At 45.9% G+C, this 14,179-nt stretch carries 11 protein-coding genes; all 11 read left to right on the top strand.

From position 1 onward, the window contains the following. Positions 1 to 10 precede the first annotated feature (10 nt). The 11 genes from HXT35_RS02790 (at position 11) to HXT35_RS02740 (ending at position 14,057) form a co-directional block, all read left to right on the top strand. On the top strand, positions 11 to 2,134 hold the full coding sequence (locus HXT35_RS02790; RefSeq protein ID WP_004129143.1) for a choice-of-anchor M domain-containing protein: 2,124 nt from the start codon (positions 11 to 13) through the stop codon (positions 2,132 to 2,134). A 51-nt stretch (positions 2,135 to 2,185) separates the two neighbouring features. After that, positions 2,186 to 3,922 (top strand): anchored repeat ABC transporter, substrate-binding protein, encoded by a 1,737-nt coding sequence (locus tag HXT35_RS02785; protein WP_421788360.1) that lies wholly within the window; start codon positions 2,186 to 2,188, stop codon positions 3,920 to 3,922. Positions 3,923 to 3,955: 33 nt separating this feature from the next. Beyond that, on the top strand, positions 3,956 to 4,753 hold the full coding sequence (locus HXT35_RS02780) for an anchored repeat-type ABC transporter ATP-binding subunit (RefSeq protein WP_032843656.1): 798 nt from the start codon (positions 3,956 to 3,958) through the stop codon (positions 4,751 to 4,753). A 14-nt stretch (positions 4,754 to 4,767) separates the two neighbouring features. Next, entirely contained in the window at positions 4,768 to 5,631 is an 864-nt protein-coding gene (locus HXT35_RS02775; RefSeq protein WP_004129137.1) for an anchored repeat-type ABC transporter permease subunit, read from the top strand. 46 nt (positions 5,632 to 5,677) lie between these two features. Next, positions 5,678 to 6,562, top strand: coding sequence for a lysophospholipid acyltransferase family protein (locus HXT35_RS02770; RefSeq protein WP_004129135.1), 885 nt, complete (start codon positions 5,678 to 5,680; stop codon positions 6,560 to 6,562). Between the two features lie 173 nt (positions 6,563 to 6,735). Further along, complete coding sequence (locus HXT35_RS02765) at positions 6,736 to 7,731, top strand: NAD(P)H-dependent glycerol-3-phosphate dehydrogenase (protein ID WP_004129133.1); 996 nt, start codon at positions 6,736 to 6,738, stop codon at positions 7,729 to 7,731. Between the two features lie 90 nt (positions 7,732 to 7,821). After that, positions 7,822 to 8,964 (top strand): D-alanine--D-alanine ligase family protein, encoded by a 1,143-nt coding sequence (locus HXT35_RS02760; protein WP_004129131.1) that lies wholly within the window; start codon positions 7,822 to 7,824, stop codon positions 8,962 to 8,964. An 86-nt stretch (positions 8,965 to 9,050) separates the two neighbouring features. Beyond that, positions 9,051 to 10,052, top strand: a complete 1,002-nt coding sequence (locus tag HXT35_RS02755) for a CPBP family intramembrane glutamic endopeptidase (RefSeq protein WP_004129129.1) — start codon at positions 9,051 to 9,053, stop codon at positions 10,050 to 10,052. A 65-nt stretch (positions 10,053 to 10,117) separates the two neighbouring features. Further along, on the top strand, positions 10,118 to 11,500 hold the full coding sequence (locus HXT35_RS02750) for a homoserine dehydrogenase (RefSeq protein ID WP_421788356.1): 1,383 nt from the start codon (positions 10,118 to 10,120) through the stop codon (positions 11,498 to 11,500). A 24-nt stretch (positions 11,501 to 11,524) separates the two neighbouring features. Continuing rightward, a complete protein-coding gene (gene thrB / locus HXT35_RS02745; protein WP_004129126.1) occupies positions 11,525 to 12,601 on the top strand; it encodes a homoserine kinase in 1,077 nt (358 codons plus the stop codon). Between the two features lie 31 nt (positions 12,602 to 12,632). Further along, positions 12,633 to 14,057 (top strand): Maf family protein, encoded by a 1,425-nt coding sequence (locus HXT35_RS02740; protein ID WP_421788353.1) that lies wholly within the window; start codon positions 12,633 to 12,635, stop codon positions 14,055 to 14,057. The last annotated feature ends 122 nt before the right edge of the window (positions 14,058 to 14,179 follow it).

The raw sequence follows: 14,179 nt of genomic DNA, 5'->3' as shown, positions 1-14,179 counted from the left end.
TGTGACGAAAATGGTTCGTAATAGTATAAAGAAATTATCTCGCGCTTTGTTGGTGGGCGTGTGCTTGTGTGGCATGATGGTTGGAACTCCAGCGGCTTTTGCTGACAATGGCGGTGACACAACTGCTGTAAGCGGAAAGAAATCTTCTAAAGATTTTACCGCCATAAAAGAAGCCAATTTTGAAGCGTGTACGGCTGCTAGATTGGATCGTACTGCTTCGCAACCTGCGGCTGATAATAAAGCTGTAATCTGCCACGCGTATAAAGGTCACACTGACGTTTTTGCAACTTTCTTTGATGCTGCAAACCAGCGTATGGTATTAGGCACCTTGGGTGATGCATTTGAAAGTAAAGATCATGATGGCACTCGTTACGATACGAATCGACTTATTTTTGAAGTCGGTTCTAAAAACATCATGCAGCTTTCCAAAGATGAGGACAATCCGGTAATAAAAGAAATCTACGCAACAACTCGCGAAGGTGTAGTCTGGTTCTTTGATCAGTCGGGAGCTGGGGAAACTGGTGCATTATGGCCAGGTTTAGATACTAGACCGTTATATACGGGAGCTGGTTCTACTTCAGTTGATCCAACAGTCAAACTGTCATTAACTGGCATAGAAGCACCACACAACGGCGAAGTTTTTATGTACATTCGCAGCGGTGAGGAATATGAGAAAATGCTTGGCTCTGCTGACGGATGGCCGAAAGATGTTGACATTGCTGATACTAACGGCAAGCATTCGCACATGTATTGGTCTTTTAACCGTCCTGGCGTGTACAAGTTAAAAATGAAGGCTACTGCTACCATTGGTGGCAAGGAACAAAGTTCTGAGCAGACTTATACATTCCATGTAACTAATCATGATGTAACAGCTGGGGATTTTGCTGATTATGACGGCGCGTCTTTTGACGGTGACGAAGACGACGAAGATTCTGATGATAATGACGATTCTCAAAGTGAGGATCACAGCATTAATGTGCAACAAAGCAACGGATCTTTCTTCATTAACGGTAACAACAACACTGTTTATGTGACTCCATGGCCTGGAGCAAAAATGCAACAACAAGGATTTGCTGGAAGTAATAACGGTGGTCTTTTTAATGCAGAACATAACACTAAAAGCGGAAAGCAAGATACTAAAAAGCAGCAATCTGTTGTGACAAAGTTCAAAGACATCAAGGGTGACAAACTTGTTATAGACCACGGTCACGTTGATATTGCTGTATATACTGGCGATTCAAATAAAGTTGATATGGCTGTGCAAGAAGATGTGACAGGAAGCCACGTATTTAGAGACCCAGACACAGTTGTATTCGCGGTTGGTGATGCTGGTAAAACTAACGGCGTGTATCGTATACCGCAAACACAAATTGATGGTGTGCCATGGATGGGTTGGAATAATCAGTCTATGAATCCGCATAAGCCAACTCAATTGAGCCTAACAGGAGTTGAAGGTCCTGGAAACGTACGCGTTTGGATGTTTGGAGGTTTGGGCGGCGGAGATAAAGAGATCTTCTCCACTCAAGGAGCAACAGATTATACAATACCTGCAAATACGCATGCTCATGCAAATTGGGATTTCGACGAACCAGGATATTACACATTGCAATTCCAAGCTTCTGACGGAAATTCTACAGTAACTCGCAATATTCATGTTGCTGTTGGTGTTGATCCACAAGAAACGCCAATGGGGTATGCTGACGGTCGCGAAGATAATGGAAAAAAGGATCCACGAGGCAGAAAAGGTGATCCTTTTGTACCTTATAATCCACCAAAACCTGCTGATCCTTCTCGTTTTGGCGGAAATCCTTTTGTTGGTGGTCGTGGTTTAGGATTGAACAATTCACACTCTGGAAAACAATTACCAAGAAAAGCTAAAAAGCATAAAGGTCTTGTTTCAAAAATTAGTAACAAGAGGCTCGCTAAAAGTTTGTACCGACAGAAATTGAACGATAATGACGATGTTGCGAAGTCTGAAGCAAAAGGTGTAAAAGGATTATTTAAGCGAAATCCTTTACTTGCTTATTCGCTTCTTGCTGGTGGAATTATTGCTGTGCTTGGCGTTTTGGGTGCAGGGATTTGGTATCTCTACAATCGCGGACTTATTAACTTCAACTGGCTGTTGCGCTATTAGTAGTAGGAGTGTGTGAGGGTGATTCATAGGCCCAGAAGAGTAAAGCAAACTTTGTTTTCTTCGATTGGTGCAATTGCAGTCGTCGCGCTTATTTTGCCGCTTTCTGCTTGTGGTAGTGTTAACGGGAATCGTGCAGGACATCGCGATGGTCGCATTAATGTAGTTACAACTACAGGCGTTTTGCGTGATATGGTGGCGAATGTAGCAGGGGATGCTGCAAATGTGAGTTCAATCGTACCTGATAATGCAGATCCGCACTCTTACGAGCCACGATTGCGTTCAATTCGAGACGTTGTGTATGCGGATGTGGCTTTTAGTAATTACATGATGCTTGAGGAGCATGGTGTTATTACTGCTTTAGACGCAAATTTGCGAAAAGGCGTGCCAAATGTGCAACTTGCTGAAGAAAGCGTGAAACATGCGGCGGATATTATTCCAATGGTCGAAGATGTGTCGTTGGACACTATTTGGCTTGGTCTTGCTACAGAACGCATGGCTGCGCAAGTTGGAGCAGAAGCTGCAACTGTGAAATCTGCAACTGTGAAATCTTCTGAAGAATCGCAAAATTCTAAATCTTCTGAAGAATCGCAATCTTCTACATCTTCGCAGTCTTCACAATCAAACGCGCCTTCAACAGTAACAAAAGAAGGACGCGCAACCGTAATAAAGCCAAACGCATACAACATGAAGCGCTCTGACAGAATCCGCTTAACTGCAACAAAAGTAAAAGGACCTGGAGCATTATTCGCTTACCTTACAGGCACTTTTGGAAGCGTAGAAACTTACGTAAATTCAGCGAACGGAATTAGCGACGAAGATCACGTGGACTTGCCGGCGGATGCGCACACGCATTTAAGCTGGGCTTTTAGCAAGTCGGGAGTGTATACGCTTGATTGGCATGCGGATATTTTGGATGCTCAAGGTACAAGAGTTGCAAGTTTAGGTAATACAAGAATGCGTTTTGCTGTTGGCGTAAATGCGCAGAAAGTAGCGAAAAAGCGAAGAGCTCGCGTGGTTTTGAATAAAGGTCATGCCGATTTAGCATACGATTTGGCGTCGCACGGGTTTATGTACCGAGTGGATACTTTGCAAGAAAAGCGCTCTGCTGCGCCAAAACGTGTGTACTACAATCCGCAAGATGTGGTTGTGGAAGTTCCAACTAACGCGCTGAAAGAAATTCCTGCAGAGCAGGGGTATCGTTTCTTAGGTGCTGCTCGCGAAAAGTTGTATCAGCTTCCGCAGGCTGTTTTAGGAAAACACGTTCACGGAGATATTGATCCGCATTTATGGCAGTCAGTAAAAAACGGAATTGCTTATGTGCGAACAATAGCAGATAGACTTTGCGAAGTCGACCCTAAAAATGCTCGTAAATATTGCGCAAATGCGGATCGTTATATTAACAAGCTTCTCGATGTAGACGCGTATATGCGCAAAAAAGTTGCATCAATTCCAAAAGAGCGCCGCAATTTGGTCACAACGCACGACGCTTTTGCATACTTAGGTAAAGCTTATGGCGTAAATATTGCAGGATTTGTAACAATTAACCCTTCAAGCGAGCCAAGCGTGCAAGATAGGCGTAGGCTTTCGCAAATTTTGCGCGACTTGGAAATTCCTGCAGTGTTTTTGGAGCCGAATTTGATTTCGCGCTCGTCTGTGCTTAAAGAGCTTGCAGCCGAAGCACATGTGAAAGTTTGCCCAATTTATGGTGACGCTTTCGACGCGAAGGTTAGAACTTACGTGGATATGATGCGAGCTAACGCGGATTCTTTAGCGAAATGTTTGAAGTGATAGCGAAGTGATAGCGAAGTGATAGCGAAGTGGATGGGATTTATGAATAAAAATATTAGCGAAAATAGTACTGTTATTAACGCGCAAAACTTGAGTGTAAGCTACGCAAATCGAGCTGTTGTAAAAGACGTTTCTTTTACTATCAATAGTGGCGAATTCGTTGGGTTACTGGGTGCGAACGGCGCTGGGAAAACAACGCTTTTCCGCGCAATTATGGGGCTGATTCCGCACGCTGGAAAACTAGAAGTTAAAGCTCCTAGCGCAGAAGGCGATAGTGTAAATTCGCGCGTATCTTACGTTGGTTACGTGCCGCAAAGACATGATATTGCGTGGGATTTTCCGCTTTCTGTTTTAGATGTGGTGATGATGGGCAGGATTCGCCACATTGGCTACGTTCGTCGCGCAAAAAAAGAAGATTACGAAATTGCGCTTGCCTCGCTTCACCGCACAGGAATGGCTGATTTTCGAGACCGAACAATTGGGGAGCTTTCCGGCGGCCAGCGTCAGCGCGTGCTGGTTGCGCGAGCGCTTGCCGGAGAGCCGCGTTTGCTTCTGTTAGATGAACCATTTACTGGTCTTGATATGCCAACTCAGGAGTTACTTACGAGCCTGTTTTTGGATTTAGCAAAGTCTGGAGAGGCAATTCTTATGAGCTCTCACGACATAATTGGCTCGATTAACTCATGCTCAAGAATCATGCTTTTTGATGGCACTATTGTTGGAGACGACGAGCCGCAAAATTTGACCGCGGAGAAGTGGGTGCAAACTTTCCATGTAGCGCCTGAAAATCCGCTTATTAAAGCAGTTGAGCAAGTAATAGGGAAAAAATAGAGGTGGAAAAATAAATGTTATCTCCAATCGAATTTATACAAGACTTAAGCAATCCGGACCTTTGGTTTTTGCTAAAAGCGCTTATTGTGGCATGCCTTTCTAGCGTAATTTGCGGCGTAGTCGGATGCTATGTAGTGCTTAGAGGAATGGCGTTTATTGGAGATGCTGTAGCGCACTCCGTGTTTCCAGGCCTCGCAATCGCCTTCGTATTGCAAGGTAATCTGCTTCTTGGTGGCGCGTTAGCAGGAGTCGCAACCGCGCTAATAGTATCTATTTTTAGCCAAAATCGAAGGCTTCGCGAAGACTCGTTTATTGGAGTATTTTTCGTATCTGCTTTCGCGCTCGGAATCGTAATAATATCAAAAGCTTCGGGCTACGCCGGCTCTTTGGAATCCTTCTTATTTGGCTCAATTACAGGCATTCCGGACTCCGATATTGCTGTTGTAGCTGTTACAGGGCTGATTATTTTGACGCTTTTGAGCATGTTCTACAAAGAGCTTGTGTGTGTGTCGATGGATCGCGAAACTTCGCGCGCAATGGGATTGCCAGTGGCATGGCTAGATGGAATGCTGTATGTGCTGGTGGCGATTGCAGTAGTTGTTTCCGTACAAATTATTGGAAACGTGCTTGTGCTTGCACTTCTGGTGACACCTGCTGCAACCGCAAGACTGCTTACAGATAGGCTGCCTATAATGATGATTTTGGCGCCGGTTATTGGCTGCGCGTCGTCGATTGTGGGCATGTATATTTCTTGGAGCTTTGATACTGCAACAGGCGGCACGATTGTGCTTGTTGCAACGGTGCTTTTTGTGCTTTCGTGGGTTTGCTCGCCTAAGCATGGGCTGATTTCAAAGGCGCTGGTAAAAACAAAAGGTTAAGAAAGCAGGTTTAGCGCAGGTTTATAGTGTGCGGCACAATAGACGTATGGTATCTAAAGGAAAACCTTCGCCTAGAAGCGCAGTTAAACCGCTCAGTGATGAGCAAGTAGAACGCTTAGCGCGCGCACACAAGTTAGTTGATCCTACTTATTACTACCCAACTGGCGCGCGGACGCCAAACACGGCAGAAATCAACGCGCAAAATCCTAAAGCCGCTGAAAGGTTGCTTGAAGGAACGTCGCGCGTATTGCGTTCGCGTTGCAAAGTAAAGGCGTGGGGATTAGAAAACGTGCCAGAAGAAGGCGTGTTTATTACCGCTTGCACGCACGTTACAATGTTTGACGTTTTTATACCAATGACAGCGCTATTCCACCAAGGTCGTAGACCTCGTTACATGGCAAAAGCAGAACTAGCGCACTGGCCAATCTTAGGAAAATGGTTCCAGCTAGTAGGTATGCAGTCGGTTCCGCGCAGAAGTGGAAAAGCGCGCGAAATTGAGGAAGAATCAATCAAAATCCTCACGAACGGAAGACCTTTAAGCATTTGGCCAGAAGGCACTTTAACGCGCGATCCTAAAAAATGGCCTATGAGCATGAAGCCTGGAATTGGAATTATTGCGCTCGAAGCTTCGCGCAGACTAGGACATCAGATTCCGCTATTTTGCGCGGTTGTGTGGGGTGCTGCAAGCATTAACCACTGGTGGCCTTGGCCGAAGAAAAACGTTGTAATGTGCTACGATACTCAGCTTGATTATTCCGACTTGCTGCAGGGAAGCGAAAATTGGGGAGAATTGCCTCCAATGGAATCTGCCGAAGAGCTTGCTCGTCGCGTGCGAGTGCGCATGACGCAAATTATGGAAGAGATTCGCGGCGAAAAAGCTCCTGCTGGATACTTTGATTACAGGCAGATGAAACGCGTTACGGAAGAATAAAAAATATACGGAAGAATAAAATAAAGTATCTTTTTAAAATCCCGTAAAGCGGCGTGTGTAGTATTAAGTAATAGTGTGATTATAAGTCAAAATTGAGCTGCAAATTAGCTTGCGAAATGCGCGAAACTATAACGCAGCCCACGAAACTTCAAACCGAAAGGCAGGACGTAAACATGAACGTTACGGTGTTGGGTGCTGGTGCTTGGGGAACTGCGTTTGGTCAAGTGCTTGCGGACGCAGGAAATCAAGTGACGATGTGGGCAATAGAGCCGGAAATCGTTGAAGGAATTCGCGACCATCATCATAACGGCGTGCGCTTGCCAAGCGTAGAAAAACTTCCAGAAAACATGACCGCAACTGGGGATCGAGCGGAAGCTGTTGCGAACGCGGATATTGTAGTTGTGGCTATTGCGGCACAATTTGCTCGCGTTGCCTTAGCAGAATTCGTGGGTTTGATTCCACAAAACGCGATTGTTGTTTCGCTTATGAAAGGCATTGAGCGCACAACCGGCAAGCGTATGGATGAAGTCGTGTGCGAAGCATTGAACTTGCCGCGTAACCGTTTCGCTGCACTTTCCGGACCAAACTTAAGCAAGGAAGTAGCCTCTCGCCATCCGGCTGCAGCAGTAGTTGCTTGCGTAGAAAAGTCTCAGGCAGAAGTAGTTGCAAAAGCTTGCTCAAACAGCTACTTTAAGGCGTTTGTGTCAACCGACGTAATCGGCGTAGAAATGTGCGGCTCGCTTAAAAACGTGGTTGCGCTCGCAGTTGGCATGGCTCGAGGCGCAGGATACGGCGAAAACACGGCGGCTATGATCGAAACTCGCGGTTTGGCAGAATTGACGGCTTTGGGCGTTGCAGAAGGCGCAGATTCGCGCACTTTTGCAGGTCTTGCAGGCTTTGGCGATTTAGTTGCAACTTGTGGATCACCATTAAGCCGCAACTACACTTTCGGTGCAAATCTTGGAAAAGGCATGAGCGTTGAAGAAGCAACCGCTGTGAGCAATGGTGTTGCGGAAGGCGTGCCAACTACAAGCGCAGTTGTGGCAATGGGCAAGAGATTAGGCGTTGCAACTCCGCTCGCAAGCGCAATGGCTCGCGTGCTTGAAGAAGGAATTTCCTGCCAAGAAATGCTCGCAATGCTTTTTGACGACGATGTTTGCGAAGAGTAAGTAGCTTTTGCGAAAAGTAGCGCGCGTAAATAATCGTAAATAATCGTAAATAATTAAAATAATCAAAAATAAAATATATAAAGGAAAAAAATGACGAAAAAGCGTGTAGTGTTCTTGTATGGCGGTAAAGCAGACGAACATTCGATTTCTTGCATATCGGCTGCTGGAGTACTCAGTGCTGTAGACGAAAGTCGATTCGAGATTGTACGTATTGCAATCACAAAGCAAGGCGAGTGGATTGTTGGCGGAGAAGATCCTCGTAACTTCCACATGGAAGAAGGAGAGCTTCCGGTAATAACAAAAACTGCTGAAACGCGCGATGTTGTGCTAGACCCAGCTAAAGGCGCAGACGGATTTTTGGTGCGAGAAGCAGACGGCACGCTTACAAGTTTGGGTCATATTGACGCAGTGTTTCCGGTTCTTCACGGGCCAAACGGCGAAGATGGCACTTTGCAAGGCTTGCTAGAAATGATGCAAGTTCCATACGTTGGTTGCGGAGTTTTAGCCTCGGCTGCGTGCATGGATAAGTATTACGCGAAGCAACTTTTTAAGGCTGCCGGAATTAATGTTGCTCCTGGAATCGCACTGGATGCGCGAAAGTTTGCAAGCGATGCGGCGAACAATTTTGATGCGTATGCAAACGAAATTCTTGCGCAAGTTGAAGCTGCAAAACTAGAGTATCCGCTTTTTGTAAAGCCAAGCCGTGCAGGATCTAGTTTTGGAGTTACAAAAGTTGAATCGCGCGATGCTAAAGCTTTAGCAGATGCAGTTTTTGAGGCTTCAAAGCACGATTGGCGAGTATTGATAGAGCAAGGAATTGACGCGCGAGAAATTGAGTGCGCGGTTCTTGCCGCTCGCGACGGCGAAGAGCCTCAGGCGAGCTGGCCTGGAGAAGTTGTGCTAGACAAGCGTCAGGCTGGTGAAGATCAGTTCTACGATTTTGACAGTAAATACATGGATTCTGCAGCTTCGCATATTGAAGTTCCGGCCGATCTTCCGGAAGAAACTTTGCAGCGCGTTCGCAAAACAGCGCTTGCAGCATTCAAGGCGGCAGATGGAAGAGGATTAAGTCGAGTGGATTCTTTCGTAACTAAAGATGGCCGCGTAATTCTTAACGAGATCAACACAATGCCTGGATTTACGCCAATTTCCATGTATCCAAAAGCCTGGGAAGCAACCGGAATAAGCTATAGCGATTTAATCACAAAGCTTATTGAAGGCGTTCTGAAATAATTTAATCAACTGTAAAACAGCAACAAAAACAGCAACAAAAGCAGAAGCAAAAACAGCAACAAAAGCAGAAACAAAAAGGAATAAGTATGCAAGATTTGCAAAATTCATGGCGCGACGACACTTATTTGTTAGCGCGCAAACGTCAAGGAACTATTGGCATGTCTTTATGCGTATTCCTAGTAGTTTGGATTGCTGTTGCCTATGTTCTTGGAGTTCTTTATTCGCAGTTTGTGCCTAAGAGCATGCTAAGCGACTCTCTTAACACATTACTTGTGTCGGATATTTCGCAGTATTTAGTCGCTTTGCCAATAGCAATGCTTATTATGCGCACTGTTCCTGCTGCAAAAACTCGACAATTCTCTATGAAATTTAGCCAATTTGGCGGCTTCTTTGCTGTGTGCATACCGATTATGTACATTGGTAATATAGTTGGCATTTTCCTAGCAACAGTTCTTAGCGGCGGAAAAGCAGAAAATCGCGTCTCAGACACTATTGCAGCGGGAAATATGTGGGAAACCTTCATATTTGTGGTAATTCTTGCGCCAATTGTGGAAGAATGGCTTTTTAGAAAACAGTTGCTTTCTCGTTTGCGCGTGTATGGAGAAAAGCGAGCTATTGTATTTTCTGCACTTGCTTTCGCGCTTTTCCATATGAACGTGTTCCAATTCTTCTACGCATTTGGACTTGGACTTGTTTTTGGCTACATTTATATTCGTACGTCCAAATTGAGCTACAGCATATTCCTTCATATGATTGTGAATTTCCAAGGAAGCATAGTTGCAATGTGGTTGGAAAAGCAGCTGGTTGATGCAAGCGGAAATATGATTGACGTAGAAAAGATGTCGCGTCAGGAATTAACTAGCCTACCAACCGGTTTTATTCTAGCTGGAATTTATGGGATGTTTATGATTGCCATGCTTATAGTAGGCGTGGTTTTGCTAGTTCGCCGCCGCAAGTATCTTGTATTCTTCAATGCTCCGCAAGAACTTCCGAATAAAGCTGGCAACAAAGCATTGTACGGAACTGTTGGAGTAATAGCGTTTTTGATTATTTCAATACTTCTTAATTTGCTAATGTTATTTGTGTAAAAGCGAGTAAAAAATAATCGCATAAAAATAAAATATAAAATAAATCAACGAAGGAGGCGAAAGTTATGCAAAGCAATCAGTCGACTAAAACTATTCGCGTAGGTCTACTTGGGGCTGGAACTGTTGGGTCTCAAACAGCGCGACTAATAGTTGAACAGTTCAATGAGCTTAAGAAGCGAACTGGTGCTGAAATTGAGCTTGCAGCAGTTGCGTGCTTACGCCCGGAAGAAGTTGATGCGCCTTGGATTAAGCGCGATTTGCTAACTACAGACACCGCCTCTTTATGTACTCGCGAAGACATTGATATTATAGTCGAGCTTATTGGCGGACTTGAGCCGGCGCATACTTTTGTAAAAAGCGCGCTGAGTCACGGAAAATCTGTTGTAACAGCTAATAAAGCGCTTCTTGCAAAGTTTGGTCCGGAATTATACGAATGTGCTGAAAGTCATGGAGTTGACTTGTACTTTGAGGCGGCAGTGGCAGGCGCGATCCCTATTCTTCGTCCGCTTCGAGAGTCTCTTATTGGTGACGAAATTACGCAAATTTTTGGCATAGTAAACGGCACTACAAACTATATTCTTGACGAAATGACAGTGCGAGGACTTGATTTTGATTCGGCTTTGCGCGCAGCTCAAGAAAAAGGCTACGCGGAAGCGGATCCAACCGGAGATGTTGAAGGATTCGACGCTGCAAATAAGGCTGCTATTCTTGCAACTCTTGCATTCCAAATGCCAGTAAGTATTGACGACGTTTCTGTTGAGGGAATTAGCGCGATTACGGCTGAAGATATTGCGGCAGCGAGCGTGGAAAAGCGCGTGATTAAGCTTCTTGCGGCAGTTGAGAGGCACTGCGACGACGATGGCGACGGCGAGCCAAGCTCGTATGGAGGAGTAAGCGTTAGTGTGTATCCGGCGCTTGTTGGTGCGGAACATCCTTTGGCATCGGTTCATGGCAGTTTTAACGCTGTATTTGTTAAGGCTCAAGCTGCAGACGACTTAATGTTCTACGGACGCGGTGCCGGCGGCGCTCCAACAGCAAGCGCTGTTGTTGGAGATGTTGTTAGTGCGGCTCGAAATCTTGTGCGCGGATGCTCCGGTTTTGGCGTGCCAATGTACAACAAGTACGTGCCAGCTTCTAGTGAACAGACTAGGGCAGATTTTGTGATTCGTTGCAATATGGAAGATACTTCTTTGGCTTTGCGCGGCGAAGTTATGGATGTTTTTGCAGATTATGGCGTTAAGGCTGAGCGTTTGGCTTCGGCTTGTGAAGCGCAATACGCGCAGGCTGAAGGGGAGTCGGATTGCCCACAGTGCGGTCTTGGCGGGCCTGGAAGTATGCGCGTTCTTGTGCGCGAATGTTCTAAAACTACTGTGCAATCTATTTGTAAGGATTTGCAAGATTTAGATTTTGTGTTGGGCAAGCCGCTTGCTTTGCGAATTATTAAGTAAACGCTCTAACGAAAAAGGTGCGAAATGAAACCAGTATGCAACAGCGTGTCAGTTAGAGTTCCAGCAACCAGCGCAAATCTTGGATCTGGGTTTGATACTGCAGGAATTGCGTTTGATTATGCGGATTCTTTAGTTTTTACTCTGGATGATAATCAGTCTAAAAATTCGCTTGATTCGCTTGATTATGCTGGAAACGTGCGCGTAATTATTCACGGCGAAGGCGAGGATACGCTTCAAAAAGATGAAACGCACTTAGTTGTATCAACTTTTCGCAAAGCTTGCAAAATTTTTGGTTTACCAAACTTACGGTTTACTTTAGAAGCGCATAATCAGATTCCGCAAGCGCGCGGTATGGGGTCTTCCGCAGAGGCGATTGTGGCTGCTGTTGCTGCTGCTTGGACTTTTGCGCACGAAGGCGAGCTTAATCGCGAAGCAATTTTTGAAATTGCGGCCTCAATTGAAGGCCATCCAGATAACGTAGCTCCTGCGGTTTTTGGTGGTTTGACGATGAGCTGGAAGCTTGATGCTGGGGAAGGCAAAGGTTCTGTGCGCGTGGCTGGAGATTGCGAAGCTCCGCTTTCTACCGGTTTTCATACTGTACGATACAAAGTTTCGCAAGATATTTCTGTGTCGGTATTCGTTCCTAATTTTGAGCTTTCTACAGAGCTTGCTAGGCGCGCGCTTCCAGCAAAAGTACCGTATGGTGACGCAATATTTAACGTATCGCGCGCTGCAATTCTTCCGGTTGCATTTGGTGAGTTAAATAGCGATTCTGAAAATGAATTAGGTGCAGTAAAATCTAATATTTCTCGAAATGCGTTACTTTTTGCGGCGACCCAAGATGCTCTTCATCAACCGTATCGTGCAAATCTTATGAAAGATTCATGGAAGCTGGTTGAAGCGTTGCGCGAGGCTGGTTTTGCGGCAGCAATTTCGGGAGCAGGATCGTGCGTTGCTGTATTTTATGCAGGAGATGCCGAGTATAAAAAGAGTGCTGCTCAAAAAATCGACGCAATTGCAAAGCCGTGGCTTTCGCGCGATGGCTGGCGTGTGCTTCACGTGCCGGTTGATTCTGAGGGTGTAGAAATAACTCGCGAATAGATTGTGCGAAGGATAAAAGGAAGAGTAAAGTATGGCAGTTACGTTGATTTTGGCTTCAAAGTCGCCTGCGCGTAGAGCTGTTTTGGCGGCGGCTGGCGTAATCCCTGTGATTCACGAAAGTGAAGTGGATGAGCCGGCGGCGTTGCAAGACGCGGCTAGTGAGCGCGGAACAAGCGTTGAAGAGTTGAGCGCTGAGCAGCGCGTTTCGATTTTGGCTCGCGCGAAGGCTTCTGCAGTGTACAATTCGTGGAAGTGTGTGGCAGATGCAGCTGCTTCGGCTAGTGGCGATTTGATTGTGGGGTATCCGCTGGAAGCAGAAGTTGCTGAAACTACGGGAGCTGCGAAAACTACTAGTAATGCTTTAGCAAGTGACTGCCAAGCAGATGTAACGCATAACGTAGATACCGCGCAAACTCGTGACTTTTCAGGCGTAACTGTGCCTACAAAAACTTTCGATATTCACAATTTTGATCATCTAAATAAATCTTCTAAAAATTGCAACAGCGTACTGATTGTTGGATGCGATTCCATGTTCTTGCTCGATGGCGAATGCTACGGCAAGCCGCACATGCCCGAAATTGCTTTTGAGAGAATCAAGAATATGAGTGGCAAAACAGGGCAACTGTGGACTGGTCACTGCTTAATCGACGCAAAAACCGGCAAAATCGTGTGCAAAACAAGTCATGCAAGCGTAACTTTTTCGCAAATGAGTGACGCGGAAATTCGCGCGTACGTAGAAACTGGCGAACCGCTGGAAGTGGCAGGATCCTTTACGCTAGAAGGTTTTGGCGGAGCTTTTATTGAGGGGATTCAGGGAGATCCTCATGGTGTTCTTGGAATCAGCTTGCCGCTGCTTCGCAATATGGTTGCCGAGCTTGGGTACGCGTGGCCGGATTTGTGGAATAAGAATACTCTTGAGGAAGATTGCGCGAAGAACGATCCAGCTTCCGTAGAAGTGCCTAAAGAAAACGTGCATCAGCCAGGAGACGGATGGATTATGTGCGATTGTGGTCGTAGGCATTGGGGTCATAATGGTGCTGCTGGCGTGCTGCTTGCTAGGCGAGATGAGGCCACTGGGCGCGTGACGCACGTTGTGATGCAGCATCGCGCGCTTTGGAGCGCTGAAGGTGGCACGTGGGGGATTCCTGGCGGCGCAATTTCCGACGGTGAAAGCGCAATTGAGGGAGCATTGCGCGAGTCGTTTGAAGAAGCGAACATAACGTCTCAAGATATTGATGTTGTTGGAGCGTATTGCGAAAGCCACGGAAACTGGCGTTATACAACGGTTTTTGCGTTTGAAAAGCCAGGGCATAGGGTTGAGCCGTGCGCGCACGACGACGAGAGTATGGAAATTAAGTGGGTGCCGATTGACGACGTGCCGAAGTTGAAGCTGCTTACGGCGATGCGCACGGATTGGCCGTCTTTCCGCGCTCGTCTCGATTCGCTGAGTCGCTAAAACGTAACCCCTATTTTGTGTTAAATATAAATCGCGCGATACCCTTGATTTCGTGAAGATTTAGAGAAATAATACCTTGATTTTCGTGAAAATCCAGCATATTTTTACCCTTGATTTCGTGA

Origin of the sequence: Gardnerella sp. DNF01141, assembly GCF_049244255.1 — a bacterium.
In the GTDB taxonomy this organism is placed as follows: Bacteria; Actinomycetota; Actinomycetes; order Actinomycetales; family Bifidobacteriaceae; genus Bifidobacterium; species Bifidobacterium vaginale_E.
Note: the sequence above shows the minus strand (reverse complement) of the source record. Positions and strands in the feature narration are given on the sequence as shown.

What these genes read in the sequence shown, in the direction of transcription:
- HXT35_RS02790 (WP_004129143.1), top strand. Translation starts at nt 11, where the DNA reads ATGGTTCGTAATAGTATAAAGAAATTATCTCGCGCTTTGTTGGTGGGC.
- HXT35_RS02780 (WP_032843656.1), top strand. Translation starts at nt 3,956, where the DNA reads ATGGGATTTATGAATAAAAATATTAGCGAAAATAGTACTGTTATTAAC.
- HXT35_RS02775 (WP_004129137.1), top strand. Translation starts at nt 4,768, where the DNA reads ATGTTATCTCCAATCGAATTTATACAAGACTTAAGCAATCCGGACCTT.
- HXT35_RS02770 (WP_004129135.1), top strand. Translation starts at nt 5,678, where the DNA reads ATGGTATCTAAAGGAAAACCTTCGCCTAGAAGCGCAGTTAAACCGCTC.
- HXT35_RS02765 (WP_004129133.1), top strand. Translation starts at nt 6,736, where the DNA reads ATGAACGTTACGGTGTTGGGTGCTGGTGCTTGGGGAACTGCGTTTGGT.
- HXT35_RS02760 (WP_004129131.1), top strand. Translation starts at nt 7,822, where the DNA reads ATGACGAAAAAGCGTGTAGTGTTCTTGTATGGCGGTAAAGCAGACGAA.
- HXT35_RS02755 (WP_004129129.1), top strand. Translation starts at nt 9,051, where the DNA reads ATGCAAGATTTGCAAAATTCATGGCGCGACGACACTTATTTGTTAGCG.
- HXT35_RS02750 (WP_421788356.1), top strand. Translation starts at nt 10,118, where the DNA reads ATGCAAAGCAATCAGTCGACTAAAACTATTCGCGTAGGTCTACTTGGG.
- thrB (WP_004129126.1), top strand. Translation starts at nt 11,525, where the DNA reads ATGAAACCAGTATGCAACAGCGTGTCAGTTAGAGTTCCAGCAACCAGC.
- HXT35_RS02740 (WP_421788353.1), top strand. Translation starts at nt 12,633, where the DNA reads ATGGCAGTTACGTTGATTTTGGCTTCAAAGTCGCCTGCGCGTAGAGCT.